Below are 21,534 nucleotides of genomic sequence, written 5' to 3' on the forward strand. Positions count from 1 at the left end.
TATGCATCCTTGGCCGTGCAGGCGGAGAAGGTGCTGAAGCTCGATCCCTTTGTCGGGCATCTGTTTGTGTTCCGGGGCCGTCGGGGTGATCTGATCAAAATCATTTGGTGGGATGGCCAAGGCGCGTGTTTGTTCTCGAAGCGCCTGGAACGCGGCAAGTTTGTGTGGCCTGCCACCAAGGGAGGCAAAGTGTCCCTCTCGCCTGCGCAACTGGCGATGCTTCTGGAGGGCATCGACTGGCGCACGCCGGGTAGAACCTGGAGACCTTTGCGCGCAGGTTAGGATTCCTTACGCAAATCCAATGGTGTAAGCTGCAGCCATGATGGCCGAAGCGATGACATTGCCGGAAGATTACGGAGAGCTCAAAGAGTTCACGACCCAGCTTCTTGCCGAGATCAAAGCCCAGGCCATGCTGATTGAGAAGCTTCGCCACCAGGTCGCGGGGCAAAAGGCCTGGCGCTACGGATCGACCTCAGAACAGACCAAGCAGCTCATGTTGGCGCTTGAGGCAAGCGAAGTGGCCGAGGCCGCGATGACGGCCAAGATGAAGCCTCCCCAAATGAGCCCAAGGACAAACCAAAGCGCCGTCCGATCCCGGACCACATCCCACGCAACAACATCGAACTCTTGCCGCCAAAAGATCACTGCACATGCGGCGGTGCATTGCGCCAGATCGGCGAGGACGTGACCGAAGAACTGGAATATGTGCCGGGACGGTTCGTCGTGAACAAGATCACCCGCCCGCGCTTTGCCTGCAAACGCTGCGAGCAGTTCACCCAGGCTATCCTTCCATCTCGCCCCATCGAACGCGGTCGCCCAGGGCCCGGGTTGCTGGCGCATGTCTTGGTCAGCAAATATGCCGACCACTTGCCGCTGTATCGCCAGAGCCAAATCTTCGAACGCGATGGACTTGATCTCGACCGTTCCACCTTGGCGGACTGGGTTGGCAAAACGACAACGCTTTTGGCCCCGCTGGCAGATGCCATCGGCAAGCACGCCTTGAAGGGCAAGGCCGTCTTCACCGACGATACACCCGTCAACATGCTCGCACCCGGAACGGGCAAGACCAAGACCGGACGCCTTTGGGTCTATGGCCGTGATGAACGGCCATGGGGCAGCGATGCGCCTCCCGCTGCCTGGTATCAGTTCTCCGAAGACCGGCGCGGGGCGCACCCGAAGGATCATCTCAGCAAATACAAAGGCTGGATGAACGCCGATGGTTATGCCGGGTATGAGGAGCTTTATCGCGACCACGGCATCAAAGAGGTCGCCTGCATGGCCCACATCCGGCGCAAGTTCGTGGATGTTCATCGATCTCAGGGCTCAAGCATCGCCGAAGAAGCGATCCTGCGGATCAGCCAGCTCTACGCCGTTGAGAAAGAGGCGCGTGGTTCACCGCCAGATCAGCGTGTTGCCATCCGGCAGGCCAAGGCCACACCTGTCTTCGATGACCTGCAGGATTGGCTGGGTAGGCAACTCACGATCATATCGGGCAAATCCCCGCTCGCTCAGGCGATCCGATATGCGCTGACGCGCACGCAGCGGCTCAGGCCTTACTTGGCCAATGGTATCCTAGAACTCGACAACAACACAGCCGAACGCGCCATGCGGGCTATCGTTTTGGGCCGCAAAAACTACCTCTTCGTCGGTTCACCCGCCGGTGGCCGCGCCGCTGCCGTGGCATACACGCTCATAGAAACGGCAAAACTCAACGGCGTTGATCCCCAAACCTGGCTCGCTTACACCATCGCGCGCATCCCCGACTACAAGATCACCCGCGTGAACGACCTGCTGCCTTGGGTAAACGGAAAGGTTATCTCATGACTGCTGAACGTCCTGCACTTGGTCTGCGTCAGGCTTCTTTGTCTTTGACCGAATACGACCCCAGATGGGCTGAATTGTTTGCCAAAGAAGCCGCGTTGATCGCACAGGCTCTGCCAGATGTGCAATTTGATATCGACCATATCGGCAGCACCTCAGTACCCGGTCTGACAGCAAAACCCATCCTGGACATTGCCATGCGCTCAACCCACGAAGAGCAGATTGCGACCGCTCTTGCGAAGTTGGGTTACATAGACAGAGGCACTCGAAGCGGGCGGCTGTTTATCCGGCTGCGCGATGGTGACATCAGAACCCACAATCTGCACCTGTACCATCCCGACGATGCCGATTGCCGCGATCAAATCGCCTTCCGTGACGCGCTACGAGGCAACCCAAAACTCCGGCATCAATACGAACACCTTAAACAGACGCTTGTCGAAGAACTCGGTGACCAAGGCCGAGGATCATATGCAGGGCGGAAAACCGAGTTCGTAAGAGCCGTCATCGACGCCCAGAACAAGTAACGGCGGTCAGACCGGACGCTTACCCTGATCCGGCAGCGTGCCGGGACGAAGGAGCGACGATGGCCAGACGACCCAGACGGAACCAAAGACGCAGCAGCCAATATGGCGATCAGTCCGGAACGCCTGCCACGGGCGCCATTGCCGCGTGAGCGGCTTCGTCCATGGGCTCACTACCGACTTGCGGCGATGCGGCGGCAGGGCTGCAGCGAAACTTTATCGGGGCGCTTCTGCCAGACGACGTTAAGCTGCCCAACGTAGGTATGGCCGCCTCATGCCAGCTAGAGGCCGGTTTGGCGAGAAGTTTCATTTCAAGTTCTTCCTCCCGCAGGCGGAGTTTTCTCTGGTCGGCTTTGAAATCCTTAAGGGCATGCCGCCGGATATCTGTCGCAATCTGGCCTTCGGCGCTTCGCCTTGCGTCTAAATCCACCGGTTCTTCCGTCATCTCTTTGTCCTCTGATACATCAGCGTTCGGCCGCGGCCGTCAGGCCGGGAGAGGAAGGAGGCGTGCTCCCAGTCGGCTCCCCGGCCTCCATTCCTCTCAGAAACCTGAAAAGTTCGCTGTCCGTTGTCAGAACCAGCGTCGTTCCCCCTGAAATCATGTCCTTGTAGGCCTGCATTGTCCGGGTGAACGCATAGAATTCGGCTGCTTGGGCGTCGGTGTTGTAGGCTTTTGCGTAGATCGCAGCCGCCGAGGCGTCAGCCACGCCGCGGATTTCCTCGACGGCGCGATACGCTTCGGACTGTATCTTGTTCAGGTCGCGCACCCGGTTGCCGCGGATCCGCGCGGCTTCGCCATTGCCCTCGGAAAGAAAACGTTCAGCGATTTGGCGGCGCTCTGAGATCATGCGGTCGTAGATCTTCGGACGCACACTCTCGTTGTAATTGATCCTCTTGAAACGGATATCGAGAAGCTCGATCCCAAAAACGCGAACCTTCTCTGAGGCGGCTGCGAAAATCTCCTGTTCTACAAGTGCGCGGCCCTTCTGGATAGGAACCAGAGAACCTATGTCCTGCGCGCGCTCCTCATCGGTCAAAAGCGTGTCCCGCAGCGGGGTCCGGCCCTTCGTGGTCCGGATAATCTCTATCAGCTCGTGTTTGGCGACGGCATTGCGGGTTTCGCTGCCGAGAATATCGTCTAGACGGGATTGCGCGCTGCGCTCATCGCGCAGCCGCAGAAAATACTGCAACGGGTCGGTTATTTTCCAGCGGGCGAACAGATCGACGGATATGTAGAGCTTGTCCTTGGTGGGCATGTCAGAAGGATTGCCGTCCCACTCAAGAACCCGGCGGTCGATCCGGTTGACGTCCTGAACGATGGGCAGCTTCAGCTTTAAACCAGCCGTTATGACTGGTTCGCCCACAGGTTTACCGAATTGGGTGATAATGGCCTGCTCGACTTCGCCAACTGTGTAGAGGGAACCGGAGGCAATCACGCCGGCAGCAACCGCAATCCCTGCGAAGAGCCCCAATCTGATGTTCATGACGGATCCTCCTGAAGCCTGTCGAGGTTCAAAAGCGGCAGGATGCTCGCAGTCGATCCGTCGACAATGATTTTTGACAGGATGCTGGGCAGAACATCCTGGAGGGTTTCTATGTATATCCGCCGCCTCGTGACCTCAGGCGCCTTGACGTATTCGGCCAAAAGCGCGGTGAACCGTGCTGCGTCGCCTTCCGCCTCGTTGACGCGTTTCAGGCGATAACCGTCAGCCTCGCGGATCCGCTGATCTTTCTCGCCTTCGGCCAGCGGAATGACTTTGTTGTATTCGCGGCGCGCCTCATTGATCAGGCGCTCCTTTTCCTGCTGTGCCTGGTTGACCTCATTGAACGACGCCTGAACCGGTCCCGGCGGGTTGATGTTCTTCAGCTGGACCTGGTCGATGCTGATACCCATGGCGTATTTCGTGGACAGAGCCTGCATCTTGAGAAGCGCCTCGCTCTCGATCTCCTGACGGCCGATGGTGATGACCTCGTCAACGGTGCGGTCGCCAACGACCTCTCGCATCACGGACTCAGAGACGTAGCGCAAAGTCGCGCTTGGCTCGCGTACCTCGAACAGGAATTTCAGGGGGTCAGAGATCCGGTACTGAACCACCCATTCCACGAGCGCGGCATTCAGATCTCCCGTGACCATTTCGGTTTCGCGCCGGCCGTCTGACGGGCTCTGGAAGGGATCACTCCGGCCCGGAGTCGTGAATCCGAATTCCTGCTTCAGCTGCCGTTTCACGGGCACCAGCGTGGCAACGTCGATGCCAAGCGGGAATTTGAAATGCAGGCCAGGCGGAACCTCAGCAGTGTATCTGCCAAAACGCTGGACAACGGCGACAGAGTCGCTCGGGACTGTGTAATATGAAGACCAGGCCGCAACCGCTGCCAAGACTATCGCTCCTGCGACCAGTATGCCCTTCACAGGGGGCCGCCCATCAGGGAGCAATCCGCCCAGCCGGTCGCGGCCTTGACGAAGAATTTCGTCGATATCGGGCGGATTGCGCTTCTGTCTGCTTTGCCAAGGCCCGCGGTCTTCCGGGCCGCCGTTCTGGTCAGGCATATCGTTTCCTCTCCTGGTCTCTCAAACCGGCATCCGATACAGACCTTTGACGCCAAGGCGCCTGCGCGCGGCTTATTCCCTCTGTGTCGGCATTCCTTCGTTCTCCGCGGCCTGGATTGGTGAATTTTCCGTTGGCAATTCACCCGCTATAGCCGCATCCGGCGCCTCTTTGTGCGCCTGAGATGCGCCCCCGCCCGAGTAAAGGTTCCGCAGCTGAGTTTCGGAGACCCCGTCGGCCACCATCACCAGCCGGACCATCGGGTCAGAAAGCATTTCTTCCAGGAAATATTCGGCCAGTTCTTTTCCGGTCAGCTTGTCCTTTGCCAGGGCGTCATCGAGGTCGGCCAGCGAAACGGTCAAGGTTCTCGCCAGCCCGGGGTGGAATTCCCTGGGATGCAACTTCACGGCGACAGAAGCTCTCCAAGTCTCAGGCTGCAGGCTGTCGGGAGGTGAACACAGTTCCGTTTCAATGTCATATTCTCCGGCAGGGAGCGTTTCGCTGAAGCCCGGAACGTTGAAAGGCCGGGCAAAGACCGCAATGGATTTTCTAACTGCCTCGTTCATGGGTGGGGTCCTCTCATCTAAGCGACAAGCGGGCCAAGGCTGCGGCTACTGACGCAGTGCCCTTGTCGTGGTAGTCCCCGTGGAAAACACCGTCCACCTTGACCTCCCAGATTCCATTCCTCTTCCGGGCACGAACGCGCTCCGCCTTCGCAGTTGGACGATAGGGGTGTGTCGAAATTTGGATATCTTCCGGTTTGTGCAGTGGCTTATCGAGCACGCTGGAGCTTGCGGCCTTTGGCAAATGCGGTTCTCCAAGAGCCATTACGGTGCGAATGAATTCCTCTGCATAATCATCCGCGTTTCGGTGGTCATGCTCATGCCTCACCATGGCCATTGGCTCAACAAAACGCTTCTTAAGGTGTTCAAGGAAACGCGGTTCCGTGCGGGACATGTAAGCAATGAGCGACTGGAGAATCCGTTCATGGGCCAGAACGCGCCGTTCAAGATCTGTCATTTCAGGCAGAGATGGTAACATGGCACTGTTCATCCTTCATTGATCGTGTTTTCCGGGCGCTCCGACGACTTTTCGACGTCAAGGGCTGCAAGACAGGCCTGCGCAATGTCCCGGTCCGGAAACTCGGTTCCCGGGACCGTCGCCCAACCGGCTTTCATGAGGGCATCCCGCTGCCGGTAGGTAGCAACGGCCCTGATCGCTGCCAGCTTTGCGTCGCGTTCCGCATCGGTTCGGGCCATGTCCAGACAGACCGGGACCAAAGCCGTGACTACATTGTTGCGGGACATGGTCACGGCCATGCCGTGTGACGTTCCGCCGGTCACCCAGCCGCCCCAGGTAAATCCGCCGATGCCTAATAATGCGCCACCTATCACGGCGCCGTAGAGGCCGGGTTTAAGCCATTCGGGAGTGTACATTGTGAATCCTCCAGCGGGGAAAGCGCCGCCTCGCTATCTTCAAGTGTTGCGTTTCGGGTCTTGGCCGAGCGCTGCTTCCAGGTCGGTCCAGGTAATTGGCCGCAACTCTGTCCGGCCCGGCAAACGCCCCTTGCCGTGGATGGTCAGGTAAATCGCCGTTCTGCGGTAAGCCGTGAAACTCAGCCCTTCGATAAGCTCCTCCTCGACCAGCACTTCGTATTCGCCGGAAGGCAGTTCGTCCGGATATCCGGGCAAGGTAAAAGGCTGCGGGAAAGTCACGGTGGATCTGATTGATCGCAAGGCCATCACCGGTCTCCGCGATATGTGCATGTCTGCCGCGCTGCCTTGGCTGCAGCATCCCGGTTGCCGAGAGGCAGCCAAACTTTGCGGCCCTCCTACATTACCCCGGAACCGGGCGGTGCGTGCTGACCCATGTTAGCGCCGCTGGGGTCCTGACCGCTCTGGCATACCCGGACCCAAACCTTCGGCTAGACTTCAGAGGACTGGAGACCGGCTGATCTGCGTCAGCGCGTGCGTCGGGCAATGCGGGTATGATCGGAGTTATCCGAAGCGTGTTACCCGGCAGGCGGCAGCCCGGTTCTTCGGGAACAGCCGCTTCCCGATCCGAACACCTAAAAAGGAAGGATATGCCGATGCCAGCCGCTGGCATTCTTCAACCCCACAGCCCTGAGTTTGACCGCTTTTTGCAAGCCTTCGTTGGCGAGGACCGGAATGGCAATGCAGTTACGGTTCTATCGGCCCTCGCGCGGCTTGAGCTCGAACCTTGGAAGGAGGCAGCCGCGCTTGCCGCGTTGGAGAAAGAGGTCGCAGGCTCGCGACTGGAGATGCTGCTGTCGCAATTCCGCGACGTGCCCGCACTCAAGCAGGATAGCGGAACGCTCGCGCGGAAACTGACCCGGCTTCTCCCCAAACGCAAGCGCTTGATGGCTGTTTCTGGCGCCGCAGAAAACGGGCCGACGAATTTGTCTGGGTTGATCTGGGCGGTACTGACGATCCTCTTTCTGATTTTGCAGTTAATACTCACAGGCACTCCGGGGACGGGCCAATGATGTCAGGCAAAACACGGGACGGCGACCGCAGTGATGGTAAGGACTATGCGGTGCTATGGGATCTGGAGGAGCGGTGCTGGACCAGCGGCGCGGACAGCGCCCGCACCGTGACTGCAAAAAATGCAGTGATGATACTTCCCTATCCGCCGGGCATTCTTCAGGGCGGGCAGATCCTGGAGCATGTGAAGAAAAACACGGGCTGGCGAACCGTGGAGATGAAAGACCGCAGCCAAATCAGGCAAGGGGCCGTTGCTGTGCTCGCCTACCGCGTATTCGCCGAGAAGTCAGGCTTGCCAATCTATGAGGCGCTCTGCGCGTCCACATATCTGCTGGACAACGGCCGGTGGCTGCGGCTGTCACATCAGCAAACCCCCACCACCTGACGCCAGCGGGATGAACCCTCACCTTGGGGCGATATCTTTAACGCACTTCTCGGCATGTGAATCGGCTTCTGAGCTCTTCGTTCAAAGATCATCAGCCAGAAGATGCGGACCCGCCCCAAGCTAACCTGCATCAGTGCTGCGGAGCAGAGAAGATGGGTACATGGCTGCGTGCCTGCCGAATCTCCGGCGGCACTCATTTCCGAGCAGCAGAGAAGCACGGGATGCGTGCGGTTCCTCAAATGGACTGCATTGCAGTGCGTGCCCTATTCTCGGAATGTCCAAGAAAGGACAATCCAATGACACCCGAACAGACCAATGCCGCCGAGAAGATGACCTCGGTCAAAGCAGCCTGTGACAAGGCAATCGCCGGCCCCAAAAAAGACCGGGCTGTGAAGCACTACCAGGCGGCCGAGAAGGCGCACGCGGCAAAGAACCACGCCGAAACGAACAAGGAACTGGACGCGGCTAAAAAAGCGCTTTCGTGATACTCCTTTGCTTTAAATGAAGATCGGGCCGCCCCAGGTTGTTCCGGGGGGAGGGGCGGCCTTTTTCATTTCAAGAGCGGGCCGGTCTGATCCAGATACGCCGGATCGAACCCCGAAAACTCTACCAGCCCGTCATAATTGCCGAACGTTACACGGCCGTCCCGAAATGTCAGCAGGCCGCGTTCGCGAAGCTGCCGCAAGACGCGGTTCACATGGACGGCGCTTAGGCCGAGCGCGTCAGCAAGATGATACTGTGTCAAAGGGCAGACGTAGCCTTTCTTGCTCCCCATTCCGACCAGCTTCAGCCTTGCCCCCAATTCCAGCAGAAAATGCGCCATGCGTGCATCCGCAGCGCGGCGGCCAACTCCTACGAGATGCTCGACCACCATGGCTTCGTCCCGTGATGCCGCCCAGAGAATTGCTGCCGCGAGGCGAGGCGTCTTCTCGAAGGCTTCCAGAAGGTCGTCCGCGAAGACTTCCGCCGCCTGAATATCCGTGACCGGCTCGAAGCTATGGTCGGACGTGCGCAGCAGCACGCTGCGCAATCCAATAAAGTCCCCCGGTATCTGGAAATCCACGATCTGGCGGGTTCCGTCCGGCTGAAGCTTGTAGGAACATACCCAGCCGGCGGCCAGAATATAAGCGGCCTGATCCGACTGCCCCTGATGCACGAGATCACGCCCCGCCAAAAAGGACCGGCGGCGCAGATGCAAACGCTTCAAGACGCCCAATTCATCTTCAGACAATGCGACGAAGACTTGCAGCTTCCGTGTAAGCGGGCTTTCTAAGATATCTGTCAACGGGGCCTCTCAAGCTGGAAAGAAACTCCAGACGCAATCGCGCACAGACTGCTTTCGGTTAGCCCAGCATACCATTTTTCTGCGAAGATGGTTGGGACAAGCGAGGCCATTCTGCTGCGCGATGTTTTACCGTCACCGGAAGGATACAATAAAATGCTCAGCGAGAAAGACTTCTCGGGAATGGCTGCCCTCTCGATCTGCGAAGCACTGCTGCTGGCGATGAACGATCACAAGCTCCTGCCCGAGCGCGAGATCGTGGGTATCCTGCGGGACGCTGCAAAGACGCATGAAAACGCAGCTGTTACTGATGGCGAGATAGAGGCGCATCGAGCCGTAGCGGGTCTCATCAACCGGATCATTGCTGGCGGGAACTCCGTTCGGAGGCCGCCGGGATGATATACTCATCGCAGCGTGATAGACTTCGCCTATGCCGCTTTCGTTCAACTCGTGCAATGCACGGAGCCACCAGGCCGACCTGCAGGACATACCGGGTGGCACGGGCCGCAAAGACGGTAACGTCCAATCTGACATTGTCTGACGTCAGCGCCAATGGGACAGTGTAGCGCGATTTGATAAGAGCGGGTTTCCGGCCCATCGTAACCACCATTGAGTGGAGATGAGGCGACGCACTTCCGTATGCGAACGCCCAAGAACGTCCGTACCGAGATGGCCTTCCATGTCCTCGCCGATAAGATCAAGCGAATGATAGCCCCGATCGGGGTACGCGGGCTTCTGACTGCCATTCCGGCCTGAAGGGCGGTGCTCAACTCAAGCTGCACCGCAGAAAACGCCACACAAGCGCGGATTCAGCCCTCTCCGGCGTATAAGACGCTAAAGTGTTCCTGGATCCGGCTGCCTCCCCAAAATCGACTGAAACATCCTCATCGTCGAGAAACCAGGCGAGTTTCCACAGACCCTCGGCTGAAGCCAGACAAATAGCTGCGGCAAAAGCCTTGGAGCATATACTTTCGTGATTGTGAGCATTGTCGCGAAGAGCCTGATCGAACAGTAGTTATGACGCAGCTGGGCGATCTCCAGGCTCTGTCCATTACCTTTGCCGCTGACGCGATATACAAACCTGTGTCCAGCAGTGATCCGGCGGGACCACCAGCCGCTTAAATCGCCTTTGAGAGCCAGTATCCTCTCCTCCCGCTGGAGCCTTGCCTAAGGCTCTACAAGTCAGAGGCAAGGCTTTGGGTATGTTTTTTAACGTCTTGGCGTCCTAGATCTCGACACTCTCGGAAATTGACAAGGCATCTTCCAGGTCAACCCCTAAGTAGCGGACTGTGCTATCCATCTTGGTATGGCCGAGAAGGAGCTGAACCGCTCGAAGGTTCCCGGTTTTGCGATAAATCTGAGCCACCTTGGTACGCCGCATCGAATGTGTTCCATAGGCGCTTGGCTCCAAGCCAATGGATTTCACCCAATCCCGAACCAGTCGCGCGTATTGGCGTGTACCTATGTGCGGCCGATCGTGCAGTCTTCCAGGCCAAAGAAACTCCGATTTCTTCATTATTGGCATATTCAGCCAGGCCTGAAGCGAAGATCGCGTTCCTTCGGTAATTTCGAACCGAACCGGTTGACTGGTTTTGCTTTGGGTTATGGACGCGCGCTCTTTCACGTGGCCTGCTGCGTAAACGTCAACAACACGCAAACGGACGAGATCACATCCTCTGAGTTTGCTGTCTATTGCCAAGTTGAAGAGTGCCAGATCACGCACCCTATCGGAGAGTTCAAGGCGAACGCGAATTGCCCAGACATGCTTGGGACGCAAAGGACGTTTTTGGCCTATGATACGCCCTTTGTTCCAGGGAGCGTGACGCATGCGAATTGCGGGAAGGTTAGGAATTGACATAGTTGGTCCTCCGACCACCGCAACCCTCCACATCCTTGGCATTTCGCCAACGGTCTATGGATAGCATTTGAAGTCCATCCGTAGGTCGAAAGACTTCAAAGTATTCTGCGTTAGAGGGTAATAGTGCGGAAAGGTCTGCTTTGCTTCGCTGCAACGCAGCAGAGTGGCGACAGGGCAAGAAAGAAGCTCCGACTTTGCAAAGCCCGCTTTCCTGCGCATCTCTACCCCTGGTGCTGACTGCAGCAATGAAGGCAGCGCGCCAAGGCGGTTCAACGGCCGCTTTTCAGGATATTTTGCAGCTGCAGCATCTTTTACATGACGCCCCCGCCAATGACCGCTCCGGGCTGCCTGGCGTTGTCTGGGAGAAGCGTCTTGGTGAAGTTTCGCTGCAACCCTATCGCCGCACCGCCGTAAGGCGGCTCCGAGCCCAAAGTTCCTGATGCTGCGTGATGCATGAATGTCCTTTTTCTTGTGAACTGACGACAAACGAACCAAGCTGTTCAGTGGCTAAAAAAATATTGGTGAGGTTCATGCTAAAGAGATTATTCGATTTATTTTTTGGTCAAAAACGCTTCGTGCAAAGCAATGATCCGTTGGAAAAGTACTTTCGCATGCAGGAGCAGGGCGAAAGAATCTTGCGCTCAGTCGATAACCCTCGTGATCTGAACAAGATTGAAGGACAAGTCAGAGCAGAACTGAATTTACATTATCGATGGTCTTCTGACAGGGGCGATATTGGTAAAGCCGCACGCGAAGAGCTCTGGGCCGTGCAAAATACCCCCAACCTTCCTTTTGTATTCATGTTTCATGGCGATGGCCGCATCAGACAGGAAGCTCTCCGAAATCTGGAAGGCCCACTGCCCACGCCTGCCAATGTCTATGGGCTGTTTTGGCGCTTGAACGATTGGGTGCCTCAGGTGAATCAAGCAGCCTATGATGCGGTTGAAAGGGTCATGCCGCGCACTTCGGCGGACGTCATTATTCCCGCGCTAACCGCAATACTGCCACATCTCAATAGCTGGGGGCGCTGGTCCCGTAAAGGACCCGAAGCAGTTCATAGAACCCTATCCAGACCAGATGTTTCGGCAAAACTTTTGGAGAATGTCAGGACGACACGACAACCACGTCTGGGTGAAGTATTCCGCGAACTCTGCCGAAACGAGCGGATAGATCAGCATATAAGCGATGTATTTGCGACAGCACCGCTCCCGCATATTAGAACAATGGCCCTCGACATGCTTCTTTCACAAAGGGCTCGCTGGCCTACAGGCGAAACGGTTCGCATTTGGACTGACCGTTCGATGGATGAGTATCGAACCGAGCACGTTTTTCGAGAACGCGAACTATCAGTAGCGGTAGACCTCATGGATCTCCTACGCGCCGGTGCCTCAGATCGTTCGGCGATGGTTCGCAGACGTGCAGCCGAGGGACTTATAGCTCTGCGGCATGATCCAGATTTGCAGCAAGAACTGGATTGCGTCGCAGCCATTCTGCACAACGACCCAAACATCGGCGTGAGAACTAGGATTGAGTTTTTCCGTCGAAAGCAGGCGGAAGTATGAGGCTGAGGTTCACCAGCAAAGCTGACGTTCGACTTTGGAAAAGCAGCGACCGTTTTGTCCCGCTGTGTGTGAATTCACCAGGTCCAACACCTCGTAGCCGCAGAGAACGGCTGGAACGGCGGGCCGCGCAGCAGCATAAAATCTCAGCTGGTTGCCTCAAACGGCCGACTTTGCAAAGCCCGCTCCCGCAACCAAAACAAAAAAATAAATCAAACAACATAGCGCCCCAAGGGGCGCTTCTGGCGTTCGTAGCACTGGATGTGTGGAAACACTATGGAAGGTGACCGTCCGGCGAACGCGCTCTGGTGTGGTTCCGATGCTGCCTGCTACGCTGCGTCAGCGGCGTAGCGCCATGGGGCATAAGTTCATTCAGACGTGTGATTTTGTGGTCCGTACCCGCGCCACTCGGCGATCCGATTCAAGTCTCGGGCGACTCGCGCACCGCCAATGGATGTGTCAACGATGGCAGCCAGACATTCCCGGCTGAAGCTGGCGCTCTGGCGTTACGATTACAACACGGTCAGGCCGCACTCATCGCTCGGGGACAAAGCACCGTCCGAAGCGCGCCGGACGCTTGAGTAACTTGAGGGCTCCGCGCCCGGCGCGCTTGCCCAGCCCGAAACCGACAACTATCAAAACCAAGCCCGAAGACTCTCGCTATGAACGAGGGACAAGTGGGGGCAGGTCGCAACGATTAGCTTAAATTACGTCAGATCCTGTTCAAAGATTGGGGAGTAGCTCACATTCAATACTGAGAGATGACCTTCAGAAAATTTCAGAAAATTTCAGCACCAGTTTCAGGACATCTGACCTCAACGACCTGATGATGATTGGGCAAGGTTCATAAAGACAGGGCCTGCTGCCAATCATCAAAGCGAGGAACTCACTATGTCTACCCTTTTGACAATTAACGTAAAAAATCTTGAGCCGGCAACACAGGGCTTCTTCTTTTTCCAAGAGCCGGCAAACTATACTGGCGGTGCAACAGTATATTCGAACAGTCTCTTTGCAGAGAACCTTGCCAACTATGGTTCGTCTGGCTCAATCCTGACCTTTCAGGTTGATCTGCAGTATTATGCGGGCATTCAGGAGGCCCATTCTGCGCCGGCCGTTGGCCAGTCCTCAGGCTATTCGTCTGCGAGCCGTGCGATCGATCTTGCGCCTGCTGGTGGCGGCGCTGCCAATGACTCCACGACCGCCAGCGTAAGCCCCGCACTTGGCCTATCGACACCGACGAACGAGGCCGGCGTACAGCCTGGCGCATTCCGGATCAACACACCGAGCTTCTCTTCACCGCCCTTCTACAACGTCGGCTCCGCGGTATCTGTAAACGGCGGGATCGTCTTGTCGAACTTCGTTCAGGCAAATCCACAGTCGCACGTCGATTGCGAGCCGATCCTGAAATACTACGTTGCGACAGGGACCTACACGCCTGGCACGGTGATGGATTTCACCGCTGCGTCAAAAACCTCGGCACTGTGTGATTTCACCGGGGGCTACACTGTGATTGACGTGGAGCTGGCAGCTAATGGGGATTGGAACATCACCAGCCGGACCTAAGCTGATCTTTCTTTGTCCCTGGTGGAACTTCGGAGCAGTTTAGGCTGGGCCGTAGAATGGACTGCACTCATGCCGTACACGCTGACCATAGTAATCAGGAACCTGTCTCAATCTAAAATGCAGTTCTATGCGTTTCAGCACCCTGCAAATTACCAGAGTTCAGGAAGTGTACTTCAGTCGTCATCGGCCAGCTTGGCTACGGGTGCAGTCCTCCCCTACAAATCATCTGGGTCCACGCTTCAGTTTCAATTTGAACGACAACCTTATGTGGCCGCATTTAGCAATCAAGCTAAACTCGCCATGCTTGTGAAGCCGCAACCTTATGAAAACGCTTCTCAAACGTCCGTTGTTGCCAAATGGCCAATTGCTCTGACGCCAAAAGACCAGACCAAGCAGGTGCCCAATAATACTCAGTTGACGGTCGGGTCGCTCGGTTTATCCATGCCGACCTACGCGTCAGGCATCCCTGAAGGGAACTTTGGTATCCAGATACCAAGCTACACTCCCACTGGTGGTTTGAAGCTCCACTGCGGCAATGGGATCAAGGTGAGAAACACGCAGGTCGTCTTGTCCAGCTACGTCACCCCCGCACCAGTCAGTCACATATTCTGCGCGCCAAAACCGAAATTCTACGTAAAGACAGGCAATCACCCCGTCGGATCACCCATTTCGTTTTCGGTCGCAGGGGCTGTTCTGTGCGATTTCACTCAGGGCTATTCCACCTGCAACGTGGACTATCAGTCAGACGGCACATTCACAGTCCACCGCCAATAACGACTTGTTGCGGGGCCTTGTTGGGCCCCGGGAAACACTTCGCCGCATGGCGATCTCCCTCAAATCTATGGCGAATAAGGAATTTAGATATGACACTTCTTAAACGACTTGCTGCCACCCTCGTGCTGTTGGTTGCCTTGCCTGCCTTTGCGCATGCTGCATGCACAGCAACCAATAATACCGAATATTCTGCCGCCATTGCCCATGGCCACGCATACACGAAGCACTCAGCCGAATTCGTACATGGAAAGGTAATCGATGGCTTGGCATTCCCCGATCCGACGATTGCCAATGCGGATGAATTCGCGACATTCCTTCTGGGGATTATGAACGCTCCGACGGAGTCCAAGCCCTTGGCCAACAGTCGCTATGCATACTGGCATACGCCCACCGGCACGGTCATCATCACAAATGATAATGCCAACGACTGCGGCACCGCGTTTCGTCCATTGACCGGCAAGACCTACTACGACAACCTAAGTTGAGTTCAGTCCTAAATCCATGCCGCCTCTCCGATTTGAGGAGGGCGGCAGATTTAATGAGGAAAGCGCAATGCCTGACAAATCTCCAAACACGTTGACGGCAACAGAGTGCATGGCTTTGGCTAACTGTCTGAATCATATGATTTCACAGACAGAAACGGACGAATTTTCTACCCTTGTAGGTATTGATAAGGAAAGCGCGAAGTCCCTGATGATCAAGCTAAAAACTATGATCGCAAACTGACCAGAAGCTCGTGAACATTGCCCCTACCAGGGCAATGTTGCTCAACCTCTTTCAGGCCAACCAAAATCCACTGAAATATCAACTTGGCCGCCACCTGTTCGGGTTATGGCAGCCTTATTGTTGGGATCTTCGGCCTCCGCCAAGGAGCGCAGCCATTTGCGGTCAGTCTCAACCCCTTCGGAGGTCATTTGAACCGCGAGGCGCGCAACCCTGGGTGCGGCGACACTGGTGCCGCCCATGCGGGTCAAGCTGCCGCTGTTGGATCCCGCGCTCAATACGCCGGTCAAGACCGGACTGTCATCCGCAAGTGCCGCCGCATCCGGTCCCAGTCGGTTTACCTTTTTCTTCCCCCGAGAAGGGGTAATCGGCCCTGCAGCGGAATAGTCTGACAGCAAGCGATTACTCTGGGTGAAGCCGGCAACCACCATCGGTGTTTTCCCGCAGGCATAACCGTTCAACGTGCCGGCGCGCCGGATTGGGCTGGTTGTTCCCGCCGGATCCACCGGAAGGGGCGCGCCGAGTGCATTATAATAGACATAGTCAGCGTTGTTAAAATACCCTTGCCGACCACCGGGCAGAAAACCGGGCAAGGTTTCGTCACGCTCTATCCAGATTTGAACGTCGTCACTGCTGTTCATATCGCAGGACATAATATCGACCCGCCAACGGCCAGCTCGGGCTAAGTCGATAGCAGATTGATGCGCAGTAGGATTGATACTGAAGGTTATCACCCCGCGACGTGTATGCCCCCCGTCGAACCGATACGTCAGGCGTGCGACCTCCTGGCCCTGCTCGTCAACCAGTCGCTGCCCGGTATTGCCGGATACATAAACTGTCTTGCTCGCAGGGCCAGATGGAACCGTGACACGGACCCCCACAAGCCGGGGCGGCGGATTGGTTGCGTGGTATGGCATCCACATCTGGAGATGGCTTGACGTTCGGTCATCCGGCTGAGCAACAAAATCCAGTTTCCACGATGGGTCCTTGGATTTGCTTTTCGCATTCTGAAGATTCAGGTCTGCATGAATACGACTAAGGTTACCATTACCCGCCGGTAGCACAATCTGGCGTGTTTGATTTGCATCGGGCTTCTTTGCTTGTGGCCCGAAATACCGGTCAATCACACGGTCAATACCGCTGGTTCCATCGTGAGGCCCCGCGAAATTCCCATAGCTGAAATTGAATATGACAGGAGGTTTACTTTTGTCAGGCAGCCGGAACCGCGCCGCCTGATTGCACAGGCGCTTGAGCGCTAGTTTAAAGCTGGGCAGCGTATTCTGTCCGGTAGAATCCTCAGTAACCCGGGAGGGCAACAACGCGCAGATAATTGGCCGGTTACTCGGGGCATTGCTCATCGAATATCCAGCGGCCAGCGCCATCACATGCGTGCCATGCGAACGACGCAAGGCGACGGCGGAGAGTGCTTTGCTAAGCGCATTTATCAAACCAACCGCTGCATAAAATGCAGGCTCATCCAACAAGCCGTTGGTCGTAAATTCCTGCAAGAGGGCGTCGATTTGGGCTTTACTATAGCTGCGTCCCGACGCCCCCACCCGAGAGAGCTGTTCAGGAGACGCTGACAGGATTGTTGCAAACTCCACCCGCGACGACACCAGGCCATCTCGAAACAGGTTATGGGCGAAGGCAATCGCATCGTCGATGACGGCTGTGATGACCGTTCCTTCGGGCACCTCAATGATCTTACGACGATTGCTGTCGTCATCATTTGTATCAACGTCAGACAGATCAGAGTCCGTAACAGTTGTTCCCAACGTCAATCCTATCACTGAATAATCGGCGGCGTGACGGTTGAACGCATCTAACAGCGGTTTGCGGGCAAAAATTGAAACGAATTGCGTTTCTTCGACCGTATCACGATCATCTGCATCATAATCAGCTGGGATGACCAGGTCGTCCGGGAACCGGCTTTGCGCACGCTCTTCAAACTCGCGGATACTAATATCTTGCAACTCAACAAGGGCGGACCACCAAGGTTGAGACGCCGCTGATGTAACGTGAATAAGTGGACGTGACAATCGATAGTCAGCAACGTCAGACAGCAGATCCTGCGAATGAAATGTTTCCCAATGCAATGGCATGATTATTGCTCCTTTTTCGGCAAGGCATTGGAGTTATAAGGTAAAGTCCTGCCACTCGGCCTGCGCCTTCTTCCACAGCCATGTCAGAACCGGAGAAGCCATGTCCGGTGTCGTCGGGTGACGCTCGCTGGTGGCCCAAGGGTTGCGTTTTTTGCCCGCCTTTTTCGTTTGGCGATCTTCGCGTGCCAGATACAGCGCGTGCCAATCAAAGTCCTCCGCAGCATTGAACGCGGGGCCATTGAAACAGGCACTTGTCAGCTCATTTGCCTCTGGGTCACATACCGCGTGCAGATAGTCCGCTAACGTGAGCCCCAGCATTGCCCCTGCGGCACTATCAACTGGAAAGTGAACGCCTGCGACAGTTCGGTTCGTGGCAATCCGGGATGCCAAACGCATGAACATTTCGCCCCAGACGCCGTCTTCGTGATATTGCTCCGAGTTGGAGGCCCGCAGCAGTTTCCATAGGAGGCGCGCAGTCACGAAGGATTCCGTGGCATGGCCACTCGGCAAAGAGCCGTGAGTGGGCGTTGGGATTATTGGTTGAACCTGTGGCGAAAACTCTATCGGGCGTTTGGCGGAAATACTGTATTTCAAACGCATGCCACAATAGTTGGTGAACCCTAGTGCTGCAGACATCAGTTCCAGCGTAAATGGGGTTCTTGCGGGATCCATAAAGGAAATCGACGCCAAAAAAGGCGTAATTGCGCTGGTCTGCGAAAGGATCTCCGCAGCCCGATCGCCGCGCAGGTCAGCATAGGCTGTGAGATAGGCCATCTGTTCCTTGAACTGATCAATCGTCGGGGCTGTGATTTGGACCAGGAGGCTATCTGCTTGAGGCGAACGACCCGCTGGCCGAGTATCCCGCCGCCAAAGGTTGGCGATAGCCGTCTCATCCATGGCATCCGAAAATGCAACCCGCGATCCTAGTTCGGACAAGTATAGGCTGGCCCGGACATCTGCCGACAACCGCGCCAGATTGCGCGGATCATGGGGACTACCCGGAGTAATGTGGGGGTTCAGATCTAAGGGCGCACCGACAATACCATCGCGCGTCGTCAACAAAGCCTCAGCTGCGACCGTGCTCCCAGAGGTTCCAAAGCTATTAAAGCTATTAAAGCTATTAAAACTATTGAAGCTGTTAAAACTATTCTCGGGCGAACCTTTGGCATTGAAGGGCAATTCAACTTTCCTTTGATAAATCATAGGGTGCTAGTGATAAATACCCGATCAGGAAGAGATCAGATGATATGTCACGGCCTTAAATTGATTGGGGCAAGGCTCGTATGAAGAAGTATGCTTAAATGACGCCACTCTATTGGCTGCGCGTACCCTGCCGTTCTCACACTGACCGACGTTCACACCCCCTGCTGCGTCAAAAATTACCGGAAACCAACACTGGCGACCGATGCGACCCCTGTGCGCCAAGGCGCAGTAGCCACCACCTTAGGGTGTTCCTGGAAAAATGAAACAAAATAAAGTTGTACGCCCTTTCATCGCGCCATGGTGCCGTCAGAACGGCAGATCTGCTGGAGATTGTGCCTAGCTTTCGGGAATCCCGAGGTCCTTCAGTGTTTCAGCAAAACGTAGACCGACTTGATAAGAGGAACTGGGAGACCGCCTGAGCCACCCGTCGACAGTCAGATTAGGCTGCACTCTCAGCAGTTCCCTGGTAGTTTTACGTGCGTCGCTCTCACGTCCCAAGCGCAATTGTGCTACAGCTTTAATCCGCAAGGTAGAGGCATGTGACCGGTTCAGTCGAAGCGAAGCGTCCGCCAGTTCAATGGTACGGGGCAAATTATCAGCGGCGAGGCTCGCCCCGGCAGAAAGCGCCAGGAACATAAAGCGGTGCGGGTCGAGTGGGGCAAGATGCATGGCCAGTTCGGTGTCGCTGACCGCCAGATCTCCCTGTCCTTGAAACGCATAGAGTGTACCCCGCAGCAGGCGTCCGTTTGCATCGTTCGGGTTCACTTCCAGCGCTGTATCGTATCGATCTTGTGCAAGCTCCAAATCTCTAAAGAGGTTGACCAAAACAGCACCTTCACTAATCAGCCCCAATGCGCATTCCGGATCAATTTCGAGCGCACGCGACGTATACTGTAGCGCACTCTGACCATCGTTTTCGGGAGTTTCTGTCCATCCTTGCTGCACCTGAAGAACATACCAGCGGGCCACCCAAGACAAAACCAATGGGTGATCCGGAGTTCGGTCCATCAACTCATCCAGCATCACTCGCGCCGCTTGGAAATCGGACTTGGATAACCGATGCATGAGAGCCACCGCACCCAGCAGAAGCGTCGAATTTTTCAACGATGTGATCGGCTGCAATCGTGATTTTCGTACTTCATTGAGGCTGATCGCTTTGCGAATGCTCATCACAATCTCATCGATAACACCGAGATTGTTGATCCAACTTTCTAACGGCTTCAAGATCCGCTCTGACCACAAAATCTTGCCGGATGAAACATCGATCAATTCAAGAGTTACGATCACCCGTGAGCCATCGTCGTCGCAGACGCCGGACACTAAAAATTCTGCGTTGAACGTCTTTTTACAAAGCTCCAACGTCATGTTTTCGGTTCGGATTCCGAAAGTTGAAAGGCGTGAAATTACGTTGAGGTCGGTTGATTGGGATAATGCCGATATGATGTCGTCAACCAGCACATTGGCCAGAACAGGATCATGAGCGCTGCGATCGCGTGTTGTAAACGGTAGGACAGCCACCGTTGGCAATACATCGTCCAGATTGGTGCGCGCAGCAGGATAGTATGTCGATCCGTATCGGTGCACACGATACAAGCGAATACCATTGACCTCAGCCAGCTGATGCTGATCTCCCAGATCCTCGAATTCGCATTCTAGACTGAAGTGTAGCTGATCCCTCACCTCGACGGTGGCGTATTCCCACTCATCGCTCGTTTCTAGCAGCAATTTTGACAAGGCTGCTATCCGGCTTCTTTCAAGAGTATCGAGGGCGGTGCGAAGAACGCCAATTCCCAACGCACGTGCACTCCTGATCAAGGCCCTGCTGCATCGAACTGCTTCGATTGGGGTTGCAAAGGTCAGAGTTGCACTGTTTCCATCAATTGCTTTTGCCCCGGTGGGCCGGTGCAGCCGTACCACCGATTGTACCGCTTCATGCAGCGGGGTTTCGTCAGGCCCTCCCGCAGGTCGACATATGATCACCACAGTACGCTGGCGTGTCGCCTCCCATTCTATCAGGTCAGCGCTGATATGGTGAGGCAGAGTTTTCTGTGCAGTGCTGGCGGCAACAACGGATCGACTATCCAGCAGGTATCCTTGTTTTGGAATGGTGCGAAGCAACTTGCGATCACTATCCCCCAGCGATTTGCGAATTTCCGAGATGCATTGTGTAAGGCTGTCATCCGTCACACTCGTATTCGGCCAGACGGCAGCAAACAGTTCAGATTTCGTAATCACTGTACCCGATTGTTTGGCCAATACTGATAAGACCTGGCCAGACTGAGGCCGCAACGGTACCGTGTTTCCAGACGGGTCTAAGAGTTCATTGGAGACGGGATCATAGAAATGGTCTCCAATCTGAAGTTGGTTTCGGGCATCGGGATGCTTTATGGTATCGGTCATGAAGCCTAAGCTACCTATATATTTGATATTTTACGCCCACGATCCCCGATTTTTCCACTCGTCAGCCGTCGGTTCTGATGGAAAATCCAGCAAATTCTAAAAGCGACCAGAAGCCTCACGCCTTACCCTTCAACATGCAAAAGTTACAATCATAAGAGCAACCCAGAATCTACCCGTCACGTTTCGATGGCGACCCGGGCGCTTGTCTCAGCCGCACTCTCCAGTTGGGAACATAACACCAAGGCACGCGCGGCAGCCGCTTGAGCAATTTGAGGGCTCCGCGCTTGCCAAGC

Annotated in this window: 23 protein-coding genes and 2 pseudogenes; 12 read left to right on the top strand and 13 right to left on the bottom strand. The window is 55.7% G+C overall.

Annotation, left to right across the window (positions count from 1 at the left end; all coding sequences use genetic code 11):
* The 3 genes and pseudogenes from tnpB to VXL81_RS16010 form a co-directional block, all read left to right on the top strand.
* A partial coding sequence (gene tnpB / locus VXL81_RS16000) for an IS66 family insertion sequence element accessory protein TnpB (RefSeq protein ID WP_416555126.1) occupies positions 1–282 on the top strand: 282 nt, incomplete at its 5' end.
* Positions 283–319: 37 nt separating this feature from the next.
* A pseudogene (gene tnpC, locus VXL81_RS16005) lies at positions 320–1,824 on the top strand (IS66 family transposase).
* Complete coding sequence (locus tag VXL81_RS16010) at positions 1,821–2,345, top strand: GrpB family protein (protein ID WP_416555128.1); 525 nt, start codon at positions 1,821–1,823, stop codon at positions 2,343–2,345. The pseudogene tnpC and the gene VXL81_RS16010 overlap by 4 nt, the downstream one beginning before the upstream one ends.
* Positions 2,346–2,454: 109 nt before the next feature.
* Here VXL81_RS16010 and VXL81_RS16015 read toward each other — a convergent pair whose 3' ends face one another.
* The 7 genes from VXL81_RS16015 to VXL81_RS16045 form a co-directional block, all read right to left on the bottom strand.
* On the bottom strand, positions 2,455–2,787 hold the full coding sequence (locus VXL81_RS16015; protein ID WP_416555130.1) for a hypothetical protein: 333 nt from the start codon (positions 2,785–2,787) through the stop codon (positions 2,455–2,457).
* A gap of 19 nt (positions 2,788–2,806) precedes the next feature.
* Positions 2,807–3,826 carry a protease modulator HflC gene (gene hflC, locus VXL81_RS16020; protein WP_416555132.1) on the bottom strand — a complete coding sequence of 340 codons (1,020 nt, stop codon included), beginning with the start codon at positions 3,824–3,826 and terminating at the stop codon, positions 2,807–2,809.
* Positions 3,823–4,890 (bottom strand): FtsH protease activity modulator HflK, encoded by a 1,068-nt coding sequence (hflK, locus tag VXL81_RS16025; RefSeq protein WP_340545778.1) that lies wholly within the window; start codon positions 4,888–4,890, stop codon positions 3,823–3,825. The genes hflC and hflK overlap by 4 nt, the downstream gene beginning before the upstream one ends.
* Before the next feature lie 72 nt (positions 4,891–4,962).
* Positions 4,963–5,454, bottom strand: coding sequence for a hypothetical protein (locus tag VXL81_RS16030; protein WP_340545777.1), 492 nt, complete (start codon positions 5,452–5,454; stop codon positions 4,963–4,965).
* Positions 5,455–5,467: 13 nt separating this feature from the next.
* Complete coding sequence (locus tag VXL81_RS16035; protein ID WP_416542202.1) at positions 5,468–5,929, bottom strand: hypothetical protein; 462 nt, start codon at positions 5,927–5,929, stop codon at positions 5,468–5,470.
* 8 nt (positions 5,930–5,937) lie between these two features.
* Complete coding sequence (locus VXL81_RS16040) at positions 5,938–6,324, bottom strand: hypothetical protein (protein WP_416536347.1); 387 nt, start codon at positions 6,322–6,324, stop codon at positions 5,938–5,940.
* Positions 6,325–6,363: 39 nt separating this feature from the next.
* Positions 6,364–6,630, bottom strand: a complete 267-nt coding sequence (locus tag VXL81_RS16045; RefSeq protein WP_340545774.1) for a hypothetical protein — start codon at positions 6,628–6,630, stop codon at positions 6,364–6,366.
* 347 nt (positions 6,631–6,977) lie between these two features.
* On the opposite strand from VXL81_RS16045, the gene VXL81_RS16050 reads away from it, so the two are divergent.
* The 3 genes from VXL81_RS16050 (at position 6,978) to VXL81_RS16060 (ending at position 8,262) form a co-directional block, all read left to right on the top strand.
* A complete protein-coding gene (locus VXL81_RS16050; protein ID WP_416555134.1) occupies positions 6,978–7,394 on the top strand; it encodes a hypothetical protein in 417 nt (138 codons plus the stop codon).
* Entirely contained in the window at positions 7,391–7,777 is a 387-nt protein-coding gene (locus VXL81_RS16055; protein ID WP_416536350.1) for a hypothetical protein, read from the top strand. Before VXL81_RS16050 ends, VXL81_RS16055 begins: the two co-directional genes overlap by 4 nt.
* A gap of 296 nt (positions 7,778–8,073) precedes the next feature.
* Entirely contained in the window at positions 8,074–8,262 is a 189-nt protein-coding gene (locus VXL81_RS16060) for a hypothetical protein (protein WP_340545771.1), read from the top strand.
* 65 nt (positions 8,263–8,327) lie between these two features.
* On the opposite strand, the gene VXL81_RS16065 is transcribed toward VXL81_RS16060, so the two are convergent.
* Positions 8,328–9,062 carry a Crp/Fnr family transcriptional regulator gene (locus VXL81_RS16065; RefSeq protein WP_340545770.1) on the bottom strand — a complete coding sequence of 245 codons (735 nt, stop codon included), beginning with the start codon at positions 9,060–9,062 and terminating at the stop codon, positions 8,328–8,330.
* Positions 9,063–9,215: 153 nt separating this feature from the next.
* Here VXL81_RS16065 and VXL81_RS16070 point away from each other — a divergent pair, with 153 nt between their 5' ends.
* The gene (locus VXL81_RS16070) at positions 9,216–9,458 is read left to right on the top strand and encodes a hypothetical protein (RefSeq protein WP_340545769.1); all 243 of its coding nucleotides are present in this window, start codon (positions 9,216–9,218) and stop codon (positions 9,456–9,458) included.
* A gap of 435 nt (positions 9,459–9,893) precedes the next feature.
* Here the strand turns inward: VXL81_RS16070 and VXL81_RS16075 are convergent, their stop codons facing one another.
* A complete protein-coding gene (locus VXL81_RS16075) occupies positions 9,894–10,202 on the bottom strand; it encodes a type II toxin-antitoxin system YoeB family toxin (RefSeq protein WP_374015618.1) in 309 nt (102 codons plus the stop codon).
* A gap of 82 nt (positions 10,203–10,284) precedes the next feature.
* Complete coding sequence (locus VXL81_RS16080) at positions 10,285–10,917, bottom strand: tyrosine-type recombinase/integrase (RefSeq protein ID WP_416555136.1); 633 nt, start codon at positions 10,915–10,917, stop codon at positions 10,285–10,287.
* A gap of 530 nt (positions 10,918–11,447) precedes the next feature.
* Between VXL81_RS16080 and VXL81_RS16085 the strand changes: the two genes are divergently transcribed.
* The 5 genes and pseudogenes from VXL81_RS16085 to VXL81_RS16105 all read left to right on the top strand — a co-directional run bounded on the left by VXL81_RS16085 (position 11,448) and on the right by VXL81_RS16105 (position 15,298).
* Entirely contained in the window at positions 11,448–12,479 is a 1,032-nt protein-coding gene (locus VXL81_RS16085; RefSeq protein WP_416549066.1) for a hypothetical protein, read from the top strand.
* Positions 12,480–12,956: 477 nt separating this feature from the next.
* Positions 12,957–13,142: pseudogene (locus VXL81_RS16090) on the top strand (integrase core domain-containing protein); the annotation flags it as partial.
* Between the two features lie 225 nt (positions 13,143–13,367).
* Positions 13,368–14,039: a hypothetical protein gene (locus tag VXL81_RS16095; protein ID WP_340546352.1), complete on the top strand. Its 672-nt coding sequence runs from the start codon at positions 13,368–13,370 to the stop codon at positions 14,037–14,039.
* A 69-nt stretch (positions 14,040–14,108) separates the two neighbouring features.
* Complete coding sequence (locus tag VXL81_RS16100; protein WP_416541636.1) at positions 14,109–14,813, top strand: hypothetical protein; 705 nt, start codon at positions 14,109–14,111, stop codon at positions 14,811–14,813.
* Positions 14,814–14,902: 89 nt separating this feature from the next.
* A complete protein-coding gene (locus VXL81_RS16105; RefSeq protein ID WP_416537606.1) occupies positions 14,903–15,298 on the top strand; it encodes a hypothetical protein in 396 nt (131 codons plus the stop codon).
* Between the two features lie 282 nt (positions 15,299–15,580).
* Here VXL81_RS16105 and VXL81_RS16110 read toward each other — a convergent pair whose 3' ends face one another.
* The 3 genes from VXL81_RS16110 to VXL81_RS16120 form a co-directional block, all read right to left on the bottom strand.
* A complete protein-coding gene (locus VXL81_RS16110; RefSeq protein ID WP_416555138.1) occupies positions 15,581–17,638 on the bottom strand; it encodes a hypothetical protein in 2,058 nt (685 codons plus the stop codon).
* Between the two features lie 33 nt (positions 17,639–17,671).
* Positions 17,672–18,817, bottom strand: coding sequence for a phosphatase PAP2 family protein (locus VXL81_RS16115; RefSeq protein WP_416555140.1), 1,146 nt, complete (start codon positions 18,815–18,817; stop codon positions 17,672–17,674).
* A 360-nt stretch (positions 18,818–19,177) separates the two neighbouring features.
* Positions 19,178–21,241 (bottom strand): winged helix-turn-helix domain-containing tetratricopeptide repeat protein, encoded by a 2,064-nt coding sequence (locus tag VXL81_RS16120; protein ID WP_416555142.1) that lies wholly within the window; start codon positions 21,239–21,241, stop codon positions 19,178–19,180.
* Positions 21,242–21,534 lie beyond the last annotated feature (293 nt).

Origin of the sequence: Phaeobacter sp. JH204B (genome assembly GCF_048055755.1) — a bacterium.
Lineage (GTDB): Bacteria > Pseudomonadota > Alphaproteobacteria > Rhodobacterales > Rhodobacteraceae > Phaeobacter > Phaeobacter bryozoorum.